This is a genomic window from Streptomyces sp. NPDC052101, assembly GCF_040680235.1.
GTDB lineage: Bacteria > Actinomycetota > Actinomycetes > Streptomycetales > Streptomycetaceae > Streptomyces.
The window spans coordinates 738,882-761,527 of record NZ_JBFAWH010000002.1; the positions used below are offsets into that span (position 1 = coordinate 738,882).

The following is a 22,646-nucleotide window of genomic DNA, read 5'->3' on the forward strand; positions in this document are numbered from 1 at the left end:
CATGGATCGACTGCTGACCGTGCAGCAGGTAGCAGAGGCACTCGGTACCGGAGTGCGCTTCCCGCGACGCCTCATAGAGGAACGCCGAATCACCTTCGTGAAGGTCGGCCGCCACGTCCGCATCCCGGAGAGCGCCGTAGAGGCGTACGTGACCGCCCACACCGTCGAACCGGTCGTTCTTCGCCCGGCGAACCTGAGGAGGGCTGCCTGATGGCTGGCAAGCGCAAGTCTCGCCGGAACTTCGGCCGGATCCGCAAGCTTCCCTCGGGGCGCTTCCAGGCTCGCTATCCGGGTCCGGACGGCGTGCTCCGTCCCGCCGATCGCACGTTCGCCACCTCGACCGACGCTGACCGCTGGCTCGCGAAGAAGCGCGTCGAGATTGAAGAAGGACGGTGGCTCGACCCCGTTGAAGGACAGACGACCGTACGTGACTGGTCCGCCCGCTGGCTCGCTGCCGTGTCCCCGCAGCTCAAGCACAAGACTCAGGCGTCGTACCGATCACTGATCAAGTCGCTGATCAATCCGGCGCTTGGGGACCGGGAGCTGTCGAGCCTGCGACCGATCACGATCGCCGAATGGGTCGGCTCGATGCGGGCCAAGGGACTCAGCGCTTCTCGTATCCGGCAGGCGTACCGAGTGCTCTCGCAGATCATGAGATCGGCTGTCGACAACGACATGATCCCGCAGACACCATGCCGGGGCGTGAAGCTCCCCCGGATGCCACAGACCGAGCCGCACATCCTGACTCCGCTCGAAGCCTCACGGGTGGTGCGGAGTGCGGACAGGCCCCATGACCTGCTGATCGCGCTCCTCGCGTACGCGGGCCTCCGTATCGGTGAGGCGTTCGCGCTGCGGCGTGTGGATGTCGACCTGTCCGGCGGCTTCGTCCTCGTGGATGAGAACCTCGCCGAAGCGAACGGCGCACTCGTCTTCGACACCCCGAAGTCGCATCAGAAGCGCCTGATCCGCATCGGTACCGCCCTCACGAAGCGACTCGGCAAGTACCTGGAGACGCTCCCTGGTGGGGATGACGCGCTTCTGTTCACCACACCCGGCGGCAAGCCCCTGCGCTACAACCAGTGGCGCAAGGCGTACTTCGACCCCGCTGTGTCGGCGGCCGGTTTGACCGACGTGACTCCGCATGATCTCCGGGCTTCGCACGGCACCTGGGTCGCCGACAAGTACGGCGTAATGACCGCCGCGCACAGGCTCGGGCACTCGAACGCGAGTGTCACGACCCGGCACTACGCCCGGCCTGTCGCCGGTCGTGACGATCAGGTGGCCGAAGCGTCGGACTCCTGGCTCAGCGGGCACGATCATGAACCAGGGGCACGTAGCGGGCACGACGACGATGACGACGGCTCCACTGGGTCACTCGTACCCGTCTGACCTGCGGTGGAGCGGCAACCGCTCGTGATCGGAAAGAGGTCTTGAAAACCGTCGTGGCGCGAGTCACCGTGGGTTCAAATCCCACACCCACCGCGCATGTTGGGAAGGGGCGCCGCCGAAGCGGGCGCCCCTTCCGTGTGCCGGGCCCTGTCCGGGTCGGTCAGGGCCGATGCCCCGTCATCCGGGCCGCCGAGGCGATCGTCGCCCGGGCCTCTTGTTCCGACAGGCCGGTGCCCCGGGCCGCCTCGGTCAGGGGGTCGACCAGGGCGGGCCCGATGCCGTTCTCGTAGGCGCGGCAGGCCGCCCAGAACAGACGGGTGTTGCGCTGGCCCTCGTGCGCGGAGAGGACGAACTGGACCAGGCCGCGGCCGTGGTCGCCGGGAACAGGCGGGACCAGGGCCGGCTGCGCGGGCCGGGGCGGTGGTGCGAGCAGGCGCAGCAGCGCGGGCGGGCAGGGCGCGGGGGCCAGGTGCGCGGTGCCGGGGGCGGTCGTGTACACGCCGTGCCCGGTGCGGGAACCGGGGCCCACGAGGTAGCCGCCGGCGCCGCGGATGTCGATCCCGGGGGCGAGCCGGCCGGCGGAGTTCGGTACGACGACGTCCGGCGGGCCGGTGAGCCACAGGTGACGGCCGCCGCTGGGAGTGCGGACGACGACCGTCTCCGGGATGGTGAACAGGTGGCGCAGGGCCAGTTCGCGCAGCGCGGTCGAGGAGTCGGTGCCGGACTTGGTGTCCAGGTCGACGCCGATCAGGTGGTACGGCGGCAGCCCGCACGCGATGCCGTAGCCGGTGGCCCAGGGTGCGGCGGCGAACAGCTCGCGGATACGGACCGGGTCGGTCGAGGCGTCGTACACGCCGTGGCCGAAGCGGCCGCACTCGCCGTGGCAGCGGGGTCCGGCCGGGTCGGGGTCGTCGTGGTGGGGGGAGCGCAGGGCCGGGAGTTTCGTCCGGGACAGGGGGATGACGGCCAGGCCGCGTTCGGCGGCTGACAGCGCGTGTGCGAGGGCCAGCGTCGTGGCCTGCCGGTCGGTGGTGGCCATGGCTCCATGTTCGTACGCATGTTCGAAAAAGGGAAGAGGGGGTGGTGGTGACGCGCCGGGGGCGGGGATATTGGCCGGATGTGGGGCGAAACGATTCACCGCTTGTGCCGCTTGAGGGGTGAAGGGGTTCTGTAGTCCCTCTTGGGGGAGTAGAGGCCGAAAGATGGCGATAGAGGTTTATCGACTTGTCATCACGCTTGCGTGCGAATCGCGGCTTCCGGGGTGGTTCGCCGGGGATTCGGTGGGCAACTCTGATCCCGCGACGTCGCCAGTCGAAGTCGGAGCGGTCGGCCAACTGCCCTGACACAAGCCGTACTTCACGTACTTCCGGCCCTAGGGTCGAGTTCTTGGTTCTGGAGGAACAACATGGCAAGTATCCGTACCGCCCGCGTTCTCGCCGCCGTTGCCGCTCTTCCGCTCGCAGCCGCTCTCTTCGGCGGCGTCGCGACCGCCGACAACGGTGCCCTCGCGGACAACGGATCGAGCGCCAACACCGGTGTGGCGGGCGTCGTCGGCAGCGGAGTCGGTCACGACAACTACGGCAACTCGTCCACCACGCAGCAGAACGCGGTCGGCAACGGTGCCTCGAACCAGAGCAACTCCGCACAGGTCAACGACTCCGCGTTCGCGGCCGTCCAGCAGGGCAACGAGAACGTGGCCGTCCACTTCGCCGACCTGTGGTGAGCCTCGGGCGAGGCCCCTCCCGGTGAGGGTCCTCGTGGGGTGTGCTTCAGGGGTGTGACACGTCCGCGCGGCGGTACTTCGGTGCCGCCGCGCAGGCGTGTTCCGGCGGCCGTGCCACGGGGACGGACCTGCGGGGCGGTGGCCGGGCTTGACACCCACCATTATCTGACGGACAGTCAGAAACCATTCGTGGTGCGGCTCGGGATGGCGAGGGGGCGGCGGTGAGCGGGGAGCGTGTGGAGCTGGAGGCCGGGCCCGGGGCGGGCGCGGACCGCGACCCCCTCGGTGCGCGACTCAAGGCGTACGAGGGTCAGCCGGCCGCCGTCGCCGGGGCGGGCAAGGACCCGGTGAACGTGCCGATGATCCGGCACTGGTGCGAGGCCATGGGCGACACCAACCCGGCCTACACCGGCCCGGACGCCGTCGCCCCGCCGACCATGCTCCAGGCCTGGACGATGGGCGGCCTGTCCGGGCACGAAGGCCGCACGGGCGCCTACGACGACCTGCTGTCCCTCCTCGACGCCGCGGGCTGTACGTCGGTGGTGGCCACCGACTGCGAGCAGGAGTATCCACGGCCCCTGCGCCCGGGCGACCAGGTCACCTTCGACTCGGTGATCGAGTCGGTCTCCGGCCGCAAGACGACGAAGCTGGGCAGCGGGTACTTCGTCACGACCCGCACGGACGTCCGGGTCGACGGCGACCTCGTCGGCACGCACCGCTTCCGCATCCTCAAGTACGCCCCGGCCCGCCGCACACCCCCGGCCCCGCGTCCCGGCCCGGTGGTCAACCGGGACAACGCCGGCTTCTGGCAGGGCGTGGCCGACCGCCGGCTCCTCATCCAGCGCTGCACGGACTGCGGCACCCTGCGCCACCCCTGGCTGCCGGGCTGCAACGCCTGCGGCTGCCCGGACTGGGACACCGTCGAGGCGAGCGGCGAGGGGACGGTCTACTCGTACGTGGTGATGCACCACCCCCCCTTCCCGGCCTTCGACCCTCCGTACGCGGTGGGTCTCGTCGAACTCGCCGAGGGCGTACGGCTGGTGAGCAACGTGGTCGGGGTGCCGTACGACAAGGTGCGTATCGGGCTGCCGGTCCGGGTGGAGTTCCGGACCTACGAGGACACGGAGGGTGCGCTGGTCCTGCCGGTCTTCCGGGTCGTCGAGGGTGCGGGCGGGGGCTGACCGGAAGTGCGGGAAGGATCAGGGAAGTTGATCGCTGGTGGGGAGTGGGGCATGACGACGGCGTCGACGAGGCCGCCGGCGGAGGGCGCCGAGCTGCCCCCGCTGGAGATCCCGATCACGCGGACGCTGATCGTGGCGGGGGCGATCGCGTCGCGGGACTACCAGGACGTGCACCATGACGCCGAGCTGGCCAGGCAGAAGGGCTCGCCGGACGTCTTCATGAACATCCTGACGACGAACGGCCTGGTCGGCAGGTACATCACGGACCACTTCGGCCCGACGGCGGTGCTGCGCAAGGTCGCCATCAGGCTGGGGGCGCCCAACTATCCGGGGGACACGATGGTGTTGACGGGCAGGATCGAGGCGGTGGACGGCGACACCGCCACCGTGCGGGTCGTCGGCGCCAACGCCCTCGGCAGGCATGTGACGGGGACGGTGACGGTCACGGTCCCGGCGCGGGCGCCCGGCCGGGAAGGCACGGCATGAGCGCGCGTACCCGCGACACCCTGTCCGGGAAGGCCGCGATCGTCGGGATCGGGGCCACCGAGTTCTCCAAGGACTCCGGGCGCAGCGAGCTGCGGCTGGCCGCGGAGGCGGTGCGGGCCGCGCTGGACGACGCGGGGCTGGTACCGGCGGACGTGGACGGGATGGTGACGTTCACGATGGATACCAACCCGGAGATCACGGTGGCCCAGGCCTGCGGGATGGGCGAGCTGTCCTTCTTCTCCCGGGTCCACTACGGCGGCGGCGCGGCCTGCGCGACCGTGCTGCAGGCGGCGCTCGCGGTGGCGGCGGGCGTGGCGGAGGTGGTGGTCTGCTACCGCGCCTTCAACGAGCGCTCGGGCCGCAGGTTCGGCGCGGGCGTGCGGCACCGGGAGCCGTCGGCGGAGGGCGCGGCGCTCGGCTGGATGCTGCCGTTCGGGCTGCTCACCCCGGCTTCCTGGGTGGCGATGGCGGCCCAGCGGTATCTGCACGCGTACGGGCTGACGCCGGAGGTGTTCGGGCGGGTGGCCGTGCTGGACCGCAAGCACGCGGCGACGAACCCGGCGGCGTACTTCCACGGCCGTCCGATCACGCTCGCCGAGCACGCGGCGTCGCGCTGGATCGTGGAGCCGCTGCGGCTGCTGGACTGCTGCCAGGAGACCGACGGCGGGCAGGCGATCGTCGTCACCTCCCTGGAGCGGGCCCGGGACCTGCCGCGTCCGCCCGCCGTGATCGCGGCGGCGGCCCAGGGCGCGGGCCGGTCGCAGGAGCAGATGACCAGCTTCTACCGGGACGATCTCACGGGCCTGCCGGAGATGGGGGTGGTGGCCCGCCAGCTGTGGGGCACCTGCGGACTCGGCCCGGCCGACATCGACGTGGGGATCCTGTACGACCACTTCACGCCGTTCGTGCTGATGCAGCTGGAGGAGTTCGGGTTCTGCGGGAAGGGGGAGGCGGCGGACTTCGTGGCCGGGGAGCGGCTGCCGCTCAACACGCACGGGGGCCAGCTCGGCGAGGCGTATCTGCACGGCATGAACGGCATCGCGGAGGCGGTGCGCCAGCTGCGGGGCACGGCGGTGAACCAGATACCGGGAGCGACCCGGACCCTGGTGACGGCCGGTACCGGAGTGCCGACGTCCGGGTTGATCCTGACGGCCGACGGCGGCTGACGACGGCTGATGCCGCTGGGACGGCTGACGGCAGGGGTGAGCCATGGCCCTCGTGTCAGGGCCGTACCCGTAGACGGAGTGCACCCGCCGTCCACCTTCAGGAGGTGCAGTCAGCCCCACCCCTACAACCTGAGGGGGATTCCGCTTCGGGACCTGCGGGCGATCCGCCGGAGGGTGGGCCGCTCCTAGCGTGGAGCCATGACCACACCCGTCTGCACCAGCGCCTCGGCCGCCGCCGCACCAAGGCGGCAGACCCTCCCCCACCCCCGGCTCCGGGCGGGCGGGGACTTTCCCACATATCCCTCGTTCGCGTCGTACGTGCGGGCCCGCCAGCCGGTCCTGCTGCGCACCGCACGCTCACTGACCGCGAACCTGAGCGACGCCGAGGACCTGCTGCAGACCGCGCTCGCCAAGACCTATGTGGCGTGGGAGCGGATCGAGGACCAGCGGGCGCTCGACGGCTATGTGCGCCGGGCGCTGCTGAACACCCGGACCTCGCAGTGGCGCAAGCGCCGAGTGGACGAGTTCTCCTGCGACGAGCTGCCCGAGCCGGAGCCGGTGCCCGGTGACGACGACACGGCCGAGCGGCAGGCGCTGCACGACGCCATGTGGCGGGCGGTCCTGAAGCTGCCGGCGCGGCAGCGGGCGATGGTCGTCCTGCGGTACTACGAGGACCTCAGCGAGGCCCAGACCGCCGAGGTGCTCGGGGTGTCGGTGGGCACGGTGAAGTCGGCGGTGTCGCGTGCGCTGGGCAAACTCCGCGAGGATCCCGAGCTGGGCCTGGTCCGCTAGAGCCTGTCGGCCCGCACGGGCCCGCGTTTTCCTCCTGCGGGTGTCACTCCCCCGGGGCCAGTGACGCAGCCCCTAGTGACATACCGCGCGGTATGTGAGCAGAATCAGCGGAACCTCTACTACCGCGTAGGCAATGTCGCCCCTGGAGGACCCGTGCTGAGCACCATGCAGGACGTACCGCTGACCGTCACCCGCCTCCTCGTCCATGGTGCGCTGGTGCACGGGCGGTCCCAGATCGTCACCTGGACCGGGGAGCCCGAGCCGCAGCGGCGCAGTTTCGCCGAGGCGGGGGTGCGTGCCGTACAGCTGGCGAACGCCCTGCGGGACGAGCTGGGCGTCCGGGGCGACGACCGGGTGGCGACCCTGATGTGGAACAACGCCGAGCACGTCGAGGCGTACTTCGCGATCCCGTCCATGGGCGCCGTGCTGCACACGCTCAATCTGCGGCTGCCCGCCGAGCAGCTGGTGTGGATCGTCAACCACGCGGCCGACAAGGTCATCATCGTCAACGGCTCGCTGATCCCGCTGCTCGCGCCGCTGCTGTCCCAGCTGCCGACCGTCGAGCATGTCGTGGTCTCCGGCCCCGGCGACCGTTCGCCGCTCGCGGGCTCGCACGCCCGGATCCACGAGTACGAGGAGCTGATCGCGGACCGGCCGACGAGGTACGACTGGCCGGAGCTGGACGAGCGCCGGGCCGCCGCGATGTGCTACACCTCCGGCACGACCGGCGATCCCAAGGGCGTGGTGTACAGCCACCGTTCGATCTATCTGCACTCCATGCAGGTCAACATGACCCAGTCGATGGGCCTGACCGACCAGGACACCTCACTCGTCGTGGTCCCCCAGTTCCATGTCAACGCCTGGGGGCTGCCGCACGCCACGTTCATGACCGGCGTGAACCTGCTGATGCCGGACCGTTTCCTGCAGCCCGCGCCGCTCGCCGAGATGATCGAGCGCGAGCGGCCGACCCACGCGGCGGCCGTCCCGACCATCTGGCAGGGCCTGCTCGCCGAACTCACCGCCCGCCCCCGCGACGTCTCCTCCCTCACCCAGGTCACCATCGGCGGCTCCGCCTGCCCGCCCTCCCTCATGGCGGCCTTCGACCGGCTCGGCATGCGGGTCTGCCACGCCTGGGGCATGACGGAGACCTCGCCGCTCGGCACGGTCTCCCGCCCGCCGGCCCACGCGGTCGGCACCGAGGAGGAGTTCGCCTACCGCCTCACCCAGGGCCGCTTCCCGGCCGGCGTCGAGGCTCGCCTCACCGGACCCGGCGGCGAACGCCTCCCCTGGGACGGCGAGTCGGCGGGCGAGCTGGAGGTGCGCGGCAACTGGATCGCGGGCGCCTACTACAACGGCCCCGACGCCGAACCCCTGCGCCCCGCCGACAAGTTCAGCGAGGACGGCTGGCTGAAGACCGGCGACGTCGGCACCATCTCCCCCGAGGGCTACCTCACCCTCACCGACCGCGCCAAGGACGTGATCAAGTCCGGCGGCGAGTGGATCTCCTCGGTGGAGCTGGAGAACGCGCTGATGTCCCACCCGGACGTGGCCGAGGCCGCGGTGGTCGCCGTACCCGACGAGAAGTGGGGCGAGCGCCCGCTGGCCACGGTCGTCCTCAGGGAGGGCGCCACCGCCGACTTCGCGACCCTGCGCACCTTCCTCGCCGAGGAGGGGCGTATCGCCAAGTGGCAGCTGCCCGAGCGGTGGACGATCGTCGAGGCGGTGCCGAAGACGAGCGTGGGCAAGTTCGACAAGAAGGTGCTGCGCCGGCAGTACGCGGACGGCCAGCTGGACATCACCCGCCTCTGACGCCACGGCGCCCCCTGCGGTACGAGGCTCAGCGCCGCCCCGCCGTGGTCACCCAGCCCACCACCAGCCACACCCCCGCGATCGCGCACACCCCGGTCCAGCCCCAGTGGCCGTAGGCCGGGCCCGCGGCGGCCGAGGCGAGGGCGCCGCCGGCGAAGCCGGAGACGACGTAGGCGGTGTTGGCGGTGGCCGGGCGGGACGTCGTGGTCAGGGCCAGGGTCTGGTTGGCGACGTGCGAGGCGACCAGCGCGGCATGGATGGCGATCGCGGCGGCGAACAGCGCCACGAGGACGTGCCCGCCGAGCCAGAACAGCGGCACGGCCACGGCCGCCAGCAGATACGCCGTGCCCACGACCCGCGCGGCACCGAACCGGTCCACCAGGCCGCCGGCCAGCGGCGCGACCGCGCTGGAGGCCAGCCCGAAGAGGCCGAAGAGCCCGGCGGTCGCGGTCGACAGGCCATAGGAGGGGCCGGTCAGCAGCAGCGCCAGGGACGTCCACAGCGCGCTCCAGGCGCCGAACATGCCCGCCTGCCTGAGGCACGCCCGCCACAGTTCGGGCGAGCGGCGCAGCAGCCCCGGCAGCTCGGCCAGGCCGGAGAACAGTCCGCCCTGCCGTGCCCGCCGCTCCGCGGGCAGGGCCAGGGCGGTGGTCAGGCCCAGGGCCAGGGTCAGCACGGCGGATCCGGCGAACACCCAGCGCCAGCCGAAGGCCTGCCCGGCCAGGCCGCCCACGACTCGGGCGGCCACGATCCCGGTGAACAGCCCGGCGATGACGGCCGCGACATGCCGGGCGCGCCGGTCGGCCGGGGCCCGCTCGGCGACCAGCGGGACCAGCAGCTGCGGTACGACGGTCGCGGCGGCGGCGAGGAACACGGCCGCGGCGAGGGCGGCGGTGCCCGGGGCCAGGGCCGCGCCGACCAGCGCCACCGTGGTGGCCACGGACAGCCCGGCGACGAGCGCGCGCCGGTTGACGCGGTCGCCGAGCGGGGCGAAGAAGAGCAGGCCGGCCGCGTAGCCGAGCTGGGCGACCGAGGCGATCCAGGTCACGGCCGAGGCGGTCGTACCGAAGGTGTGGGCGATCAGGGGGAGCAGCGGGGCCGCGAGGTAGATGTTGGCGGCCGTGACGGCGGTGCAGACGGCGATGAGCAGGAGGAACGGCCCGCCGGACGCGGCGGGGGGTTCATGGGCCTGGACGTGGATCTGCTGTGCTGGACGGGTGCCGGTGGCTGACGGCATGAGCGGATCTACTCCTTGGAGCCGGCTTTAACAACTAACTGGTTGGTTGATAGCTGAGAACAGGGTGCACCGCCCGCGCGTTCCCGTCAACCAAATAGTTGGTTACTTGTCTCTCCGGCCCCTACCCTGTGCCCCATGGCAGCAGTGAGGGACCCCGAGGCCACCAAGGCCCGTATCTTCGAGGCGGCGATCGCCGAGTTCGCCCGGCACGGCATCGCGGGCGCCCGTATCGACCGCATCGCCGGCGCGGCCAAGGCCAACAAGCAGCTGATCTACGCCTACTTCGGCAACAAGGCCGAGCTGTTCAGCCAGGTCCTCGGAAAGTGCATGGTCGACCTCGCCGCCGCCGTCCCGGTCGACCCCGACGACATCGACGCCTACGTCGACCATCTCCTCGACTACCACGCCACCCACCCCGAGTTCCTCCGCCTGCTGTTCTGGGAGGGCATCGAGTACGGCAGCGCCGAGCTGCCCGACGAGTCGACCCGCCAGGAGCACTACGCCCGGAAGGTGGCCGCCTTCGCCGACGGCCAGGCCCGGGGCGTGATCACCGACGCGATCCCGCCCGGCGACCTGATGCTGCTGCTGACCGCCCTGACCAACTGGATGACCGTGGTCCCGCAGATGCGGCGCATCCTCACCGGCCCGCAGGACACCGACCGCGACCGCCTGCGCGCCTCCATCAAGGAGGCGGCCCGCAGGCTGGTCGCGAAGTGAGGGCTGCCTGACGGATCAGCGGAAAGGGCCGGACCGGTGGCTCAGTTGGTGCCGATCCGCGCCAGCAGGTCCACGATCCGGCTCTGCACATCGGTGCTCGTGGAGCGCTCCGCGAGGAACAGGACCGTCTCGCCCGAGGCCAGCCTGGGCAGGTCGGCCTGGTCGACGGCGGCGGTGTAGACGACCAGCGGGGTGCGGTTGAGCTGCCCGTTCGCGCGCAGCCAGTCGATGATCCCGCTGAACCCGGCCTGCCGCCGGTGCATCTGCATCAGGTCCATCACCACGAGGTTCGGCCGGAACTGCCCCGCCAGCGTCACCGCGTCGTTGTCGCTCGCGGCCCGCGCCACCTGCATCCCGCGCCGCTCCAGCGTCGACGTCAGCGCCAGCGCGATCTCCGCGTGCTCCTCGATGAGCAGCACCCGCGGCGGATGCTGCTCGCTGTCGCGCGGCGCCAGCGCCTTCAGCAGCACGGCGGGATCGGCGCCGTACGCCGCCTCGCGCGTCGCCTGCCCGAGCCCGGCCGTGACCAGCACCGGCACCTCGGCGGCGCCGGCGGCCTGACGCAGCGACTGCAGGGCCGTACGCGTGATGGGGCCCGTCAGCGGATCCACGAACAGCGCGGCCGGGAACGCCGCGATCTGCGCGTCGACCTCCTCACGGGAGTGCACGATCACCGGCCGGTAGCCGCGGTCGCTCAGCGCCTGCTGGGTCGTCGCGTCCGGCGCGGGCCACACCAGCAGCCGGCGCGGGTTGTCCAGCGGCTCCGGGGGCAGCTCGTCGTCGAGCGGCTGCGGCAGTGGCGCGTTCGCGATCTCGACGGCCCCGCCGGGACCGTCCAGCGGCTCCGGCCCCTCCGCGGCGTCCGCGTCCGGCGCACCGATCGCGTACGACCGCCCGACGCCCTCGGTGACCGGGGCCAGCCGGGACTGCCCGGCGAGCGACGGCTGCGCGGGCGCGGGGCCCGGCTGACCGGGAGCGGGCTGACCGGGGGTCGGTGGTGCGGGAGTCGCCGGTTCGGCCGGTGGATGCGGCAAGCCCGTCTGCGCCGGCTGCTGGTCCGGACGCCCCGCCGGGTCCGGGGGCGTGCCGAGCTTGCGCCGACGGCCGGAACCGCCCGGTGCGTGCGGCGGCGGGGTCGCCGTCGGCTGCTGCACCTGCGCGGCCTGCCGCGAGAACGGCACGCCCTGCCCCAGCGTGCGGACGCTGATCGCCCGCCCCTGCGTCGAGTTCGGGTCGACCGCGGCACCTTCGGCGGGCAGCGGCTGCGCGGGCAACGGCTGCGCGGGCGGCGGCGCCTGGCCACCGGCACCGGCATGCTCCGCGGGGAGCGCGGTGCCGGTGGCGGGCGTGCCGGTCTGCGGTACGGGAGTGCCCGCGCCGGAGGTGTCGTCGGCGCCGGCCCACTGCTGCGGCACGCCGGGCGCCTGGGCCGCCGTCGGCTCCGCGGGCAGCGGCTGGGGGTTCGGGGTCCCGCCGGGCGGGGTCGCGCCCGGCACGAGCCGGCCGGCGGCGTCCTGCGCGGGTGCGGCGGCATGCGGTACGGCGGGCTGCTGACCGGGCACGGCGACACCGGCCTGGACGACACCGGGTTGGGTCGCACCGGCCTGGGCGACACCGGGCCGGGCGCCGGGCGTCGGCTCCGCGGGCACCTGCACCGGCGCGGGAGTCTGCCCCGCAGCCGGAACGGGACCGGCCTGGACGGGGATGCCCCGCCCCGCCGTACCCTGCGCCGGGATACCGGGAACCGGCGTGCCCTGTCCGGGAGTCGGCGCCCCCGCGGGGTGCGGCCCGGCCTGCCCGGGCACGGCCCCCTGCGCCGTCGCCGGCTGAGCGGGATCCGCCGGCTGGGCCACGGCCCGGCGGCGTCGGCCGGTCGGCGCGCTGGTCGGATGCGGCTGCGGCGGAGTGTGGTCCGCGGCCTGGTCGAGCGGTACGGCGTCGTGGCGGCCGTCGTCTCCGGATGCCCCTTCGACGGGCACCGGCAGCTGAGCGGGCTGAACGGATCGAGCGGGCTGAACGGGCCGGCCGGGCTGGCCGGGCTGAACGGGGAGCTGTGCGGGCACCTGCACCTGCACCGGCCCGGCGCCCGGACCCGAAAGCTGCGGCTGCCCCTCGACAGCACCCGGAACCCCACCCGTTGCACCTGCGGCAGGGACCCCGCCGGCCGCAGGAACCCCAGTGGCTCCCGGGACCGCGGCCACGCCGCCGTTCGCCGAGTCGGCGGACTGCGGTGAGCGGTCGGCCTCGGCCGGCGGCAGGGCGAAGACCGTACGCGCACCGCCCGCCTCCTGGGCCGCAGCACGCTCCGCCGCGGCGGCCAGCGCGCGCCGGCGCCGCCCGGTCGGCTGCGCACCCTCGGCCGGAACGACCTCCGCGCCCGGAGCGGCCTGCGTGCCCGGCCCACTGCCCGCCGGGGGCAGGGCGGGCGGCAGGGCGGGCTGCGGGGCGCCGGAGCCGGGGCGGGCGGGCAGACCCGTGGGCGCGGGTACGCCCTGCGGCGGCACGGCGGAGCCGAGTCCCGTACCGGACGCGGCGGCCCCCGCGGCATGCTCGGCCGCCATCACCACCGCGCCCTCGCTCACCCCCTCGCCGTCACCGGCGTCGGTCTCGGCGGGCCGGCCGCGACGCCGCCCGGTGCCGCCGGACGCGGACTCCGGGGCCTCGGCCGGGACCGCGACGATCTCCTCGGCGGGTCCGGCCGCACGCCTGCGGCGCCGCCCGGTCGGTGCGGGCGCGTCCGTGTCACCGGTCTGCCCCGCGCCGGATACCTCGCTGTCCAGGAAGGCGTCCGTGGAGCCACGCCGGGCCCGCCGCCGTCCGCCACCGGCGGCCTGCTCGGCGGCACCGGCCTCCTCCGCGCCACCCTCACCGGCACCGGAGACCGGCCCGCCCGGACCTTGCGCGCCCGGACCCTGCGCGGCCGGTACCTGTCCGGTCGTCATCTGCCCGGTCGCCGGTCCCTGTCCGGTCGCCGGTCCCTGCGCGGCGGGGAGCGCTGCGGCGGGAGCCGGCCCGCCGGCCGCCCCGCCGACCGCTCCGGCGCCACCGCCGAGCGGTACTTCCAGCACATACGCGCTGCCGCTCATGCCCGGCACCTCGTGCGTCTGCAGCACGCCGCCGTGGGCCCGCACGATCCCGCGCACGATCGGCTCGTGCACCGCGTCGCCCCCGGCGTACGGCCCGCGCACCTCGATCCGCGCGACCTCACCGCGCTGCGCGGCCGCGACCACGACGGTGTTGTCCAGGTAACCACCCGCGGAGACGGGCGAGTTGCCGGTCGCGTCGACACCGGCCACGTCCGCCACGAGGTGGGCGAGCGCGATGGCGAGCCGCTGCGCGTCGACCTCGGCCTCGATGGGCGGCGCGTGCACGGCGAACTGCACCCGGCCGGGACCGATCAGCTCCACGGCCCCGTCCACACCGGCGGCGACGACGGCGTCCAGCATCACCTTGGTACGGGTGACGTCCTCGGTGCCCGCGTCCAGCCGCTGATACCCGAGGACGTTGTCGATGAGGGTGGTGATGCGCGAGTACCCGGCCGACAGGTGGTGGAGCACCTGGTTGGCCTCGGGCCACAGCTGCCCGGCGTCATCGGCGGCCAGGGCGGCCAGCTCGCGCCGCAGCTCGTCGAGCGGGCCGCGCAGCGACTGCGCGAGCAGCGTGAGCAGCTGCTCGTGCCGCCCGGCGAGCGCCTCGTAACGGTCCTTCTCGCGCTCGGCGAGCGCGGCGTACCGCTCCTCGCCGGCCGCCAGCTCCTCCGCGTGCTGCTCGCGCAGCTCGTCCAGCTCGGTGACGTGCTGCTGGCGCAGCGAGGTCAGGTCGGAGGCGTGCTCCTCGGAGAGCCGCTCGATCTCCTCCGCGTACGCCTTCTCCTGCGCGGCCTTCTCCTCGGCCAGGGCCTCGTAGGGCCGCCGGTCGGTGAAGGTCATCACGGCGCCGACGAGCTGGTCCCCGTCGCGCACGGGAGCGGTGGTGAGGTCGACGGAGACTCTCTCCTCCCCCTTGGACCACAGCACCTGCCCGCGCACCCGGTGCTTGCGCCCGGAGCGCAGGGTGTCGGCGAGCGGGGACTCCTCGTACGGGAAGGGGGAGCCGTCGGGGCGCGAGTGCAGCACGAGGGCGTGCAGTTCCTTGCCGCCCAGCTCACCGGCCCGGTACCCCAGTATCTGGGCGGCGGCCGGATTGACGAGCACGATCCGCCCGTCGGTGTCGGTGCCGACGACACCCTCCGCGGCCGCGCGCAGGATCATCTCGGTCTGCCGCTGCGAGCGCGCCAGCTCGGCCTCGGTGTCGACGGTCCCGGAGAGGTCCCGTACGACGATCATCAGCAGCTCGTCGCCGGTGTAGCCGTAACCGTCGTAGGCCTGCTGGCCGTTCTCCAGATTCGCGCTCGTGACCTCGACCGGGAACTCGCTCCCGTCGGTCCGCCGCGCGATCATCCGGGTCGGCTTGGTCCGCCCCTGCGGGTCCATGTGATCGGGCCGGCGCATCGACCCGGGGATCAGCCGCGAGTCGAACTCGGGCAGCAGATCGAGCAACCCGCGCCCGACCAGCGCGGTGCCCGGCGCCTCGAAGGCCTCCAACGCGATGGTGTTCGCGTTCACGACGGTTCCGTTGGCGTTGACCAGGACCAACGCATCCGGCAGCGCGTCGAGTATGGCTGCGAGGCGAGCAGCGCCTCGGGATGGCCTGCTGCTCACGAGACGCTTCCTCCCTGTTACCGCACCTTGCCGACCGCTCGGGCCATCTTGCCAACCGGCCCGCGACGTGTCACGCGAGGGAGTCTAAGCGCACGCGTTGCGCTCGCGACGCCGGATGAGAGGGAGGTCCCACGACGAAGTGACACCGAACCCGTGACCACACCAGACCCGGCCCTCCGCCTCCGCACCGGCTGTGCACCGGCCTCCCCGCTGGCCTCGCCGTTCGGCCACGTGTCCGGCTCCGCCCTCGGCTCCACCTTCGGCCACGCCCTCGGCCGCACCCTCGGCTTCGCGAGAACTTCGCGGGACTTTTACCGGGCCGGCGATTTCACCAAGAGCCCCCAAAGACCCGAGGCCACTCATGGGCAGGCCCGGCAGTCCTGCACGGGCAGGCCCGGTCGGTCGGTCCTGGGGCAGACCCGGTCGGTCCTGGGCGGACCCGGTCAGTCCTGGGCAGCCCCTACGTCGCCTCGCCCAGCTTCGGCAGCAGCGGCACCATCCGGTCCCACCGTCCGATCTCGCATCCGTTGCTGCGGTCGTAGTCGGCGTCGACCGGGCGACCGGCCCAGGTGCCGGTCACATGGGCGGTGGCCGGCCCGCCGTAGAGCATGGTGCAGGTGGAGTCGGGTGCCACCGGCGCGAAGAGGTCCTGCCCCCACCGCGTGTGCTCGTCCAGCACCCGGCAGGCCTCGGCCGCGTCCGGGTGACTCCCGCCGGCCGGATGACAGAACAGCTCGTGCGCCCCGTCCCGCTCGGATCCGGCATGCCGCACGACCACGGTGAGGTGATCACCGGCCCGGTCCTCGGGCCGCACGGGCGGCGGCGCGGCGGGCACGGCGACGGCGGGCACGGCGGAGAGGGCGAGAAGCCCCGAGACGACGGCGAGCGCGGACACACCACCACCGCGCACCGCCCACGACCGCACACCGACCCGCACGGGACCCTGCGGCGCCGCACCCTGCCGAATCGGACCCTGCCGCGCCGCACCCTGCCGAATCGGACCTTGCCGAGTCGGACCCTGCTGAAGACGAAAGACCATGCCCTGCCCAACGCTCCCGCCCGCCGGACGTTGCGTCCGCGCCTCGCCGGGCGGAAGCCCTTTGCCCTGCGACCCGACTGCCTAGTACCGTGGGAGCCGATTGGTGACAAGCCACCCGGCTGTGTCATCATCTGCACGCACCACTCGCGCGCTCGCGTGAGCGGTTGTGCTGGAGGCGTCGCCTAGTCCGGTCTATGGCGCCGCACTGCTAATGCGGTTTGGGCCTTAAAGCCCATCGAGGGTTCAAATCCCTCCGCCTCCGCACCGATCCCGAAGCCCCGGTCCCCAGGACCGGGGCTTCGGCGTTCTCGCCCCAGGTGTCTCCGGATGATGTCCCAGCCGTCTCCCATGGGCCCCCAGCTGGCGTTTTCGCAGGTCACAAGGGGTATGCGAATCGGATTTCACATGACGGCGGCAGTCATGTAATGTTCTTCCTGTCGCCGCGAGCGGGCCGAAAGGGCCGAGAGCGGAGGCCAAACAAAAGAACAAGCACTCGTAGCTTAACGGATAGAGCATCTGACTACGGATCAGAAGGTTGCAGGTTCGAATCCTGCCGAGTGCACAACAGATCAGAGGCCCTGTGGAGTGATCCACGGGGCCTCTGGCTTTTGCTTTGACGGCAGTGTTTGACGGCAACCGCCTCGGATGCCAGGCGAGGACCGGCTTAGGCCATGTCCGCCGGATCACGCCCCTGTGCGAGAACTAGGGACCGAATCACTACTCGCACAGGAGGAGGCTCGCATCGCTGCTGTCGCTTCGTGCCGCGAAGAGTCCCTCTTCGTGACTGTCGTCCGCGATGAGGACTTGCAGGTCGAGAAGTGCCATGGCCAAACCCTTCCTACCAGCGAGAGAGAGCTAGGACACCGGATGGCTGCCCGGCCTGCCGCCTTCAAAACAGAGGTCCCAATCCAGAGCACCGCCTAGACGGCTGCCGGGACACCGGCCGCGCCGTCGTCATCGTCCGGCTCGTTGGCGTCACCCCTCAGTGCATCCCCGACGCGATCGATTGCGGAGCGCTGGGAGTCGAGCCGTACGAAGGTGTAGATGTCCATGGTCACGCGGATCGAGCTGTGACCCAGGACTTCCATGATCGTGCGAGCGTCGGCGCCCTGTTCGTGGAGGAGCGACGCGCAGGTGTGGCGCAGGTCGTGGAAGCGGACCTTACGAACGCTGGCACGGACGCACAGGGCGTCGAAGGACCGGTTCACGTTGCGCGGCTCGATGGGGGTCCCGTTCTTCGTGGTGAAGACGAGGCCGTGACCCGTCCCCTTCCAGTTGTCTCCCGCGCCCTTCCGGTCGGCGATCTGCTGGGCACGCTGAGCGCGGAGCGCGGTCACGCACTCGGTCGGCAGGGCGACGCGGCGGGCCGACCGCTGGGTCTTCGGCGCGACGATCAGCAGTTCGCCGCCGTAGTTCGCGGTGACGGCAGTCCTGCCGGCCATCGCATGAGGACGGCAACAGCCTGAATCACTGCACCGGTGTGTGGCGGTCACATGATGGAGGACGAGTCATCGGTGCGGCTCTGCCAGCCAACTCAACAAAGGGGCCCGCTGGCCAGGCCGACGGGCCGTTACGAAGGATCGAGGCTAGCCGGGAGGGTCGATGGTTTTGGTCCATCCCACCGAGAGTCCCCAGGATCCCTTTGTCTTGGCAGTAACCGAGACAGCGACGTTCTTGTGGCTGCGCCTCAGACCTACCTCGTTGAACTGCCCAGGATGGCCGTTTCCGCATACGACCGTATAACTCACAAGAGAGTCGATATTGACATCGATGGACCCGGACCCCGAGCAGATTACGCCAACTTCCAGAGTTCCTCGCTGTACCTGAGGAATTGCCGGAAATGAGTGAGGTCCGGTCTTTCCGCCTACGTTGATGAACGTCTTCTGCGTATCTGGAAGTTGGGGCGGCACGCGAGGGTCCGCGTTAACGCTGGGCGCGCCGGGGGGCGTACCGGACGAAGCCGTTTGATGCGGAATTTTGCTCGCAGTTGCTCCACTGCCGGTTGACGTCTCACTGGTACATCCGGCCAACGCGAGCAGGACTACAGGAACGACTATCCCTATTCGTCCCATGTGTACCACCCCACATACATGGGGCCGTATCCAGTCACCTGATTCTTCGTCAGAAAGCAGGTGTGGTGCTCGTAGTAGGCAGTGCCGGTGAACTTGCGTCGCCACACACCGTATTGTGCATGGACGGTCTTGTGCGGAGGGACGTTCTTGACGTGAACCACGTTGCCGAGTTCGGCGGTTACCGATGCATGCAACGTGACGTTGTACTGGGTGCTGACTTCGGTCAGTACGTCGCTGACCTTGGTCGTGATCTGACCGCTGAAGCTTGCGCCGACGGTCCCGGACACCTTAGCGGTGAAGTCCACGTCTTCTTTTTCGCTGGTGCCGTTGTAGTTCGACTGCGAGGGGCCGACAGCCTGGTGGTACTTGCCGCCAAGAGAACTCGCCTTGAACCACCGACTCTCGTCGCAGTCGCCAGCTGCGGGGCACTTCTGTCCAGGTGTGCACGTGCCGCCCGGGATGTCGGGGTCACGATCAAGCGCAGGGTCGGTCGGAGCGTCGGTCAGAGATTCTGCAGGAGTGGCCGGCGGCACTGTGTTGAGCAGCCCCGGGGTGTCGTCGTTACCGTCTTGAGGCGTTGCCGCAGCAGCCGTCGGGGATGTAGTTGAGTTAGCGGCCATTGCCGGGGTTGATACCCCCAAAAACCATGGCACTTGCAAACACTATCGAGCCTGCGAGAAGGCGCACTTGTTCCCCCTTGTTCCCTGTGGGTGGAATTGGTTGGTCAGACCGTCGATCATGGAGCCTAGAGATCGAAAGACATGCTGTCTGCCAAATTGAGCCAACCTTGAGGCTGAGATTCGCTTCGTCGCGCGCCAAGCAAGCTGTCTGGCAGGCGATCTGCACAGTAGTCCGGATTCAGCTTCATTGACTGATTCGCGAATGTATGGCGGGTGCTCAGCGGGTTTATCCTTGGGCGTCATTGAGGCCGACCGCCCTAGCCGCGATCACCGGCCGCCTTCCGGTCCCCGCTTCTCCGTCTTGGTCTCCCGGTGGAGGATCTGCCGGCCCGCACGCGGGAGGCAGAGGACCAGGATTCAGGCCGCGAAGAGCGGATCTTCCCGGGCGGGGGAATCGGCGAGGAAGCGCCCAGCCTCGACCACGGGCCAGGGCTTGATCCGGGTTGGTCGGCCACTCTCGAACGTCCCGGACGGTCAGCTTGTCGAGCCGCTTCCCGTCCAGGTGCGGGTTGATGTGGAGCCGCGCGGAGTCCTCGTACGACACGTACGACAGCGGGGCGAGGTCGGGCTTCACGATCGACGAGTGCTGGACCCAAGGCCTCACCGAAGAGGAACGGCCGACGCTTCGGGCTTCCTTCGGCGCCTACTCGGCGCCCCAGGCAGACGAGCCCTCTCGCACTCCGAGCCCTGCGGGATCATGGTCGCCCAGGACCGCACCCGCATCACGTGGACGATCCGACCGGTGCTCTTCCTGCCGCTCGCGCACCGCCAATTGGCCGAACTGCCCGCCTGCTCCCACGACGTCACACCCAGCATCTGCACACTCAGACCCAGACACAAGCCGCCCGCCACGGGGAATGGCGGGCGGCTTCTTGATGCTTCGTGCGTCCGGTGCTGGCCGGGGGCTAGGCGTTCCCCGAGTACCAGGGGGCGGGTGGTGGTTTATCAGGCAGCGATTACGTACGTCACTTCCTGCTTGGGGCAGTCTTTCGCCTCCGTCGACAGAGCGTCCACCTCTCCCGCGTCCGCGGACAGGCCCCACCGGAGCTTGGTCGCGACCCAGTCCGCCACGTACTGGCAGCGGTATGCGGGTACGGGCAGCCAGTCCGCCGGATCTTTGTCGGCCTTCTGTCGGTTAGAGCTGCCGGACACGGCGATCAGGGAGGTGGGAACGCCCTGGTCGTTCGCGTATGCCCGTCGGCGGTCCTGCGTCCAGGATGCTGCGCCGGAGTCCCATGCTTCAGCGAGTGGGACCATGTGGTCGACATCGATCGAGGATGCGGAGGTCAGCCACTTCTGGTCGTAGGGGGAGTACCACATGCCACCGGTGAGCTGGCACTTCGGGCCTACCGCGGGGGCCTCGACTGCTTCTTCGAGAATGACCTCTTTGCGGGTGTCGCACCCATCGCTGGGGTTGAGGCCCGCCGTCCAGTGGGGGAACTTCTTGTCGCGGTCGTAGCCCACGCGAGGGTCGGGCTCCTCCTCCACTGGGAGCCGTGAGATCGCTGTGAGCAGCGAGACTGTCTCCGGCGCCGCCCTGTGACCGCTCCCCGAGATCCTTGCGGGAGCGGTCGCTGCCGTGGGTGAGTGGGTGGCTGCCATTGCTGTTGGTGAAGCCAGGGCTGGGAGAAGCAGCAGGGCGAGCGCCGGCAGCACTCGCAGGATGTTTTTGATCATGAACAGGGTGTCGGCGCACAGCCTGTTCTTAGGACCTCAGTGCTATGCCTGCTTCACCCAGCCGGCTCCAGTCATTCACCGCAGAAACGATGCGGTGATCCGCCACTTGGATTCGCTGAATCGCTCTTGGAGATGCGGGGCGGGGAACGTCTAGTGCCGCATCCGAGAATCTTTGACGGGCCGGCGTCTCACTCTGAGGCCGGGACCTCAGGCATGCTCAGCTGCATGAGTGCCTACAGCAGCGACCAGGACTTGAAAGGACTTGAAAGGACTTGAAAGTCACCGACGCCACCGGGGACGGCGTCGAGCTGGACGTAGCGACCAACCTCTCTGCTGGTCAGAGAAGGGGTACGTCGTGGCTGGGGCGGTCGGCTCCGCGATTAGCGGCTCCAGCCCGAAATCGTTCCGCCGACCGCTCGTATGGCGCCGAACAGGGCTGGGAATCATCCCCTCGAACGAGCCGCAGACAAACAGCTTGGCAGCAGATTCCGGCAGGGCAAAGGAATAAGGGGCAAAGCGTGGAATTCTGGCGAAACAGGCACTTCCCGTGGGGTATTGCTGTTGCCGCAATCGCCATCATCGGGCTGACGCCGGCAATCCTTAAAGGTCTCTCATTTCTTGGAGACGATTGGCAATCGCTCAGCAACGTCGGGCAAGCCTACGGATTCCTCTCCGTGATCTTCTCGGGCGCAGCGCTCATTGGGGTTGCAGTGTCTCTCGCCTATCAAGCCCACCAGGCCAACATATCCAACGAGGAGGAGCGGCGGGCCGCGCACCGCGAGCTGGCGCTTATGTCGATCAACGATCCTGAGCTTCTCGTTTGCTGGCAACCATCACAGAGCCCGCTCCCTTTGGCTCTGGCAAGGCAACTCCACTTCACACATTTGATCGTCACGCAATACTACTCCGATTATTTGCTCAAGCGTGTGAATGGCGAAGCAACGCGCGTCCAGCTTGAGGCCCATTTTCGAGGTGAGCGAGCGCGAGACCATTGGGGTGATCGTTCCGTAGGCTGGCGCGAGTTTGCAGAGGCGTCGGGAGAGGCGCGACAGATTCGATTTGTCGATCTCATGGACGAGGCATACGAAAAGGCTGTGGCCGCCGGACCGGCGATAGCGGCCTCCTCTTATTTCGCCCCTGATCCCGGAGCATGATCCCGCGTGGATCTGTAGCAACCGGTAACGCCCCACACCGGCTCTCATAAGCGTCATGGAAACCTGTATGACCTTCAATGGCCAGAGGCCCTGTGGAGTGATCCACAGGGCCTCTGGCTTTCGGGCTCCGGCGCGGTTCGGCGCGGCGTTCAGTACTGCTCGGTCTCCATGAAACCCGTGCCCCCGTTGTCGTCCGCGTCGAAGGCGGCGGCGGTCGGGTCGAATCCGGGCGGGCTGTCCTTGAGGGCCAGGCCCAGGCCGGCCAGCTTCGCCTTGACCTCGTCGATCGACTTCGCACCGAAGTTGCGGATGTCCAGGAGGTCGGCCTCGGAGCGCGCGAGGAGTTCGCCCACCGAGTGGACGCCCTCACGCTTGAGGCAGTTGTAGGAGCGGACCGTGAGTTCCAGCTCCTCGATGGGCAGCGCGAGGTCGGCGGCCAGGGCGGCGTCCGTGGGGGACGGGCCCATGTCGATGCCCTCGGCGTCGATGTTCAGCTCGCGGGCGAGACCGAACAGCTCGACCAGGGTCTTGCCGGCCGAGGCCATGGCGTCACGCGGACGCATGGCCTGCTTGGTCTCGATGTCGACGATCAGCTTGTCGAAGTCGGTGCGCTGCTCGACACGCGTGGCCTCGACCTTGTAGGTGACCTTCAGCACCGGCGAGTAGATGGAGTCGACCGGGATACGGCCGATCTCCTGGCCCACCTGCTTGTTCTGCACGGCGGAGACGTAGCCGCGACCGCGCTCGACGGTCAGCTCCATCTCCAGCTTGCCCTTGCCGTTGAGCGTGGCGAGGACGAGGTCGGGGTTGTGCACCTCGACACC

The 22,646-nt window shown here is 70.4% G+C and carries 19 protein-coding genes, 3 tRNA genes and 2 pseudogenes; 14 read left to right on the top strand and 10 right to left on the bottom strand.

The annotated features are described in order from the left end of the window. Position 1 precedes the first annotated feature (1 nt). The 3 genes from AB0L75_RS07000 to AB0L75_RS07010 all read left to right on the top strand — a co-directional run bounded on the left by AB0L75_RS07000 (position 2) and on the right by AB0L75_RS07010 (position 1,484). Positions 2-211 carry a helix-turn-helix domain-containing protein gene (locus tag AB0L75_RS07000; protein WP_365176397.1) on the top strand — a complete coding sequence of 70 codons (210 nt, stop codon included), beginning with the start codon at positions 2-4 and terminating at the stop codon, positions 209-211. Continuing rightward, a complete protein-coding gene (locus tag AB0L75_RS07005; RefSeq protein ID WP_365176399.1) occupies positions 211-1,389 on the top strand; it encodes a tyrosine-type recombinase/integrase in 1,179 nt (392 codons plus the stop codon). The genes AB0L75_RS07000 and AB0L75_RS07005 overlap by 1 nt, the downstream gene beginning before the upstream one ends. 3 nt (positions 1,390-1,392) lie before the next feature. Beyond that, positions 1,393-1,484: transfer RNA gene (locus tag AB0L75_RS07010), tRNA-OTHER, on the top strand. Between the two features lie 65 nt (positions 1,485-1,549). Here the strand turns inward: AB0L75_RS07010 and AB0L75_RS07015 are convergent. Next, the gene (locus tag AB0L75_RS07015; RefSeq protein ID WP_365176401.1) at positions 1,550-2,428 is read right to left on the bottom strand and encodes a bifunctional DNA primase/polymerase; all 879 of its coding nucleotides are present in this window, start codon (positions 2,426-2,428) and stop codon (positions 1,550-1,552) included. 366 nt (positions 2,429-2,794) lie between these two features. On the opposite strand from AB0L75_RS07015, the gene AB0L75_RS07020 reads away from it, so the two are divergent. The 6 genes from AB0L75_RS07020 (at position 2,795) to AB0L75_RS07045 (ending at position 8,546) form a co-directional block, all read left to right on the top strand. Beyond that, entirely contained in the window at positions 2,795-3,112 is a 318-nt protein-coding gene (locus AB0L75_RS07020) for a hypothetical protein (protein ID WP_365176403.1), read from the top strand. A gap of 242 nt (positions 3,113-3,354) precedes the next feature. Beyond that, positions 3,355-4,293 (top strand): bifunctional MaoC family dehydratase N-terminal/OB-fold nucleic acid binding domain-containing protein, encoded by a 939-nt coding sequence (locus AB0L75_RS07025; protein ID WP_365176486.1) that lies wholly within the window; start codon positions 3,355-3,357, stop codon positions 4,291-4,293. A 51-nt stretch (positions 4,294-4,344) separates the two neighbouring features. Next, positions 4,345-4,779, top strand: a complete 435-nt coding sequence (locus tag AB0L75_RS07030) for a MaoC family dehydratase (RefSeq protein WP_365176405.1) — start codon at positions 4,345-4,347, stop codon at positions 4,777-4,779. Continuing rightward, on the top strand, positions 4,776-5,945 hold the full coding sequence (locus AB0L75_RS07035) for a lipid-transfer protein (RefSeq protein ID WP_365176407.1): 1,170 nt from the start codon (positions 4,776-4,778) through the stop codon (positions 5,943-5,945). Before AB0L75_RS07030 ends, AB0L75_RS07035 begins: the two co-directional genes overlap by 4 nt. Before the next feature lie 198 nt (positions 5,946-6,143). After that, on the top strand, positions 6,144-6,737 hold the full coding sequence (locus AB0L75_RS07040; RefSeq protein WP_365176409.1) for a SigE family RNA polymerase sigma factor: 594 nt from the start codon (positions 6,144-6,146) through the stop codon (positions 6,735-6,737). A 153-nt stretch (positions 6,738-6,890) separates the two neighbouring features. Next, entirely contained in the window at positions 6,891-8,546 is a 1,656-nt protein-coding gene (locus tag AB0L75_RS07045) for a long-chain fatty acid--CoA ligase (protein ID WP_365176411.1), read from the top strand. 28 nt (positions 8,547-8,574) lie between these two features. Here AB0L75_RS07045 and AB0L75_RS07050 read toward each other — a convergent pair whose 3' ends face one another. Then, positions 8,575-9,783, bottom strand: a complete 1,209-nt coding sequence (locus tag AB0L75_RS07050) for an MFS transporter (protein ID WP_365176413.1) — start codon at positions 9,781-9,783, stop codon at positions 8,575-8,577. Between the two features lie 135 nt (positions 9,784-9,918). Between AB0L75_RS07050 and AB0L75_RS07055 the strand changes: the two genes are divergently transcribed. Then, on the top strand, positions 9,919-10,500 hold the full coding sequence (locus AB0L75_RS07055; protein WP_365176415.1) for a TetR family transcriptional regulator: 582 nt from the start codon (positions 9,919-9,921) through the stop codon (positions 10,498-10,500). 41 nt (positions 10,501-10,541) lie between these two features. Here AB0L75_RS07055 and AB0L75_RS07060 read toward each other — a convergent pair whose 3' ends face one another. Next, entirely contained in the window at positions 10,542-15,200 is a 4,659-nt protein-coding gene (locus AB0L75_RS07060; RefSeq protein WP_365176417.1) for a PAS domain-containing protein, read from the bottom strand. Between the two features lie 460 nt (positions 15,201-15,660). Then, entirely contained in the window at positions 15,661-16,095 is a 435-nt protein-coding gene (locus AB0L75_RS07065; RefSeq protein ID WP_365176419.1) for an SSI family serine proteinase inhibitor, read from the bottom strand. Between the two features lie 315 nt (positions 16,096-16,410). Here AB0L75_RS07065 and AB0L75_RS07070 point away from each other — a divergent pair. Next, positions 16,411-16,501: transfer RNA gene (locus tag AB0L75_RS07070), tRNA-Ser, on the top strand. A gap of 227 nt (positions 16,502-16,728) precedes the next feature. Then, positions 16,729-16,801 (top strand) — tRNA-Arg (locus AB0L75_RS07075). A gap of 155 nt (positions 16,802-16,956) precedes the next feature. On the opposite strand, the gene AB0L75_RS07080 is transcribed toward AB0L75_RS07075, so the two are convergent. The 4 genes and pseudogenes from AB0L75_RS07080 to AB0L75_RS07095 all read right to left on the bottom strand — a co-directional run. Next, complete coding sequence (locus tag AB0L75_RS07080) at positions 16,957-17,064, bottom strand: SapB/AmfS family lanthipeptide (RefSeq protein ID WP_365176421.1); 108 nt, start codon at positions 17,062-17,064, stop codon at positions 16,957-16,959. Between the two features lie 95 nt (positions 17,065-17,159). Next, positions 17,160-17,681 carry a site-specific integrase gene (locus tag AB0L75_RS07085; RefSeq protein WP_365176423.1) on the bottom strand — a complete coding sequence of 174 codons (522 nt, stop codon included), beginning with the start codon at positions 17,679-17,681 and terminating at the stop codon, positions 17,160-17,162. A gap of 617 nt (positions 17,682-18,298) precedes the next feature. Then, complete coding sequence (locus AB0L75_RS07090) at positions 18,299-18,931, bottom strand: hypothetical protein (RefSeq protein ID WP_365176425.1); 633 nt, start codon at positions 18,929-18,931, stop codon at positions 18,299-18,301. Positions 18,932-19,285: 354 nt separating this feature from the next. Then, positions 19,286-19,571, bottom strand: a pseudogene (locus AB0L75_RS07095) (site-specific integrase); the annotation flags it as partial. Between AB0L75_RS07095 and AB0L75_RS07100 the strand changes: the two are divergent. Then, a pseudogene (locus tag AB0L75_RS07100) lies at positions 19,504-19,793 on the top strand (hypothetical protein); the annotation flags it as partial. The pseudogenes AB0L75_RS07095 and AB0L75_RS07100 sit on opposite strands and share 68 nt — an antisense overlap. 143 nt (positions 19,794-19,936) lie before the next feature. Here the strand turns inward: AB0L75_RS07100 and AB0L75_RS07105 are convergent. Continuing rightward, entirely contained in the window at positions 19,937-20,668 is a 732-nt protein-coding gene (locus AB0L75_RS07105; RefSeq protein ID WP_365176427.1) for an HNH endonuclease family protein, read from the bottom strand. Positions 20,669-21,186: 518 nt separating this feature from the next. Between AB0L75_RS07105 and AB0L75_RS07110 the strand changes: the two genes are divergently transcribed. Further along, entirely contained in the window at positions 21,187-21,822 is a 636-nt protein-coding gene (locus AB0L75_RS07110; protein ID WP_365176429.1) for a DUF6082 family protein, read from the top strand. 149 nt (positions 21,823-21,971) lie between these two features. Here AB0L75_RS07110 and rpoA read toward each other — a convergent pair. Next, the coding region (gene rpoA / locus AB0L75_RS07115; protein ID WP_365176431.1) for a DNA-directed RNA polymerase subunit alpha at positions 21,972-22,646 on the bottom strand (675 nt) is incomplete at its 5' end.

Bases quoted from the DNA above. Each gene is read 5' to 3' on its own strand.
- AB0L75_RS07035 (WP_365176407.1), top strand. From the start codon at position 4,776: ATGAGCGCGCGTACCCGCGACACCCTGTCCGGGAAGGCCGCGATCGTC.
- AB0L75_RS07005 (WP_365176399.1), top strand. From the start codon at position 211: ATGGCTGGCAAGCGCAAGTCTCGCCGGAACTTCGGCCGGATCCGCAAG.
- AB0L75_RS07085 (WP_365176423.1), bottom strand. From the start codon at position 17,681: ATGGCCGGCAGGACTGCCGTCACCGCGAACTACGGCGGCGAACTGCTG.
- AB0L75_RS07015 (WP_365176401.1), bottom strand. From the start codon at position 2,428: ATGGCCACCACCGACCGGCAGGCCACGACGCTGGCCCTCGCACACGCG.
- AB0L75_RS07050 (WP_365176413.1), bottom strand. From the start codon at position 9,783: ATGCCGTCAGCCACCGGCACCCGTCCAGCACAGCAGATCCACGTCCAG.
- AB0L75_RS07020 (WP_365176403.1), top strand. From the start codon at position 2,795: ATGGCAAGTATCCGTACCGCCCGCGTTCTCGCCGCCGTTGCCGCTCTT.
- AB0L75_RS07080 (WP_365176421.1), bottom strand. From the start codon at position 17,064: ATGGCACTTCTCGACCTGCAAGTCCTCATCGCGGACGACAGTCACGAA.
- AB0L75_RS07105 (WP_365176427.1), bottom strand. From the start codon at position 20,668: ATGATCAAAAACATCCTGCGAGTGCTGCCGGCGCTCGCCCTGCTGCTT.
- AB0L75_RS07055 (WP_365176415.1), top strand. From the start codon at position 9,919: ATGGCAGCAGTGAGGGACCCCGAGGCCACCAAGGCCCGTATCTTCGAG.
- AB0L75_RS07030 (WP_365176405.1), top strand. From the start codon at position 4,345: ATGACGACGGCGTCGACGAGGCCGCCGGCGGAGGGCGCCGAGCTGCCC.
- AB0L75_RS07000 (WP_365176397.1), top strand. From the start codon at position 2: ATGGATCGACTGCTGACCGTGCAGCAGGTAGCAGAGGCACTCGGTACC.
- AB0L75_RS07090 (WP_365176425.1), bottom strand. From the start codon at position 18,931: ATGGCCGCTAACTCAACTACATCCCCGACGGCTGCTGCGGCAACGCCT.
- AB0L75_RS07040 (WP_365176409.1), top strand. From the start codon at position 6,144: ATGACCACACCCGTCTGCACCAGCGCCTCGGCCGCCGCCGCACCAAGG.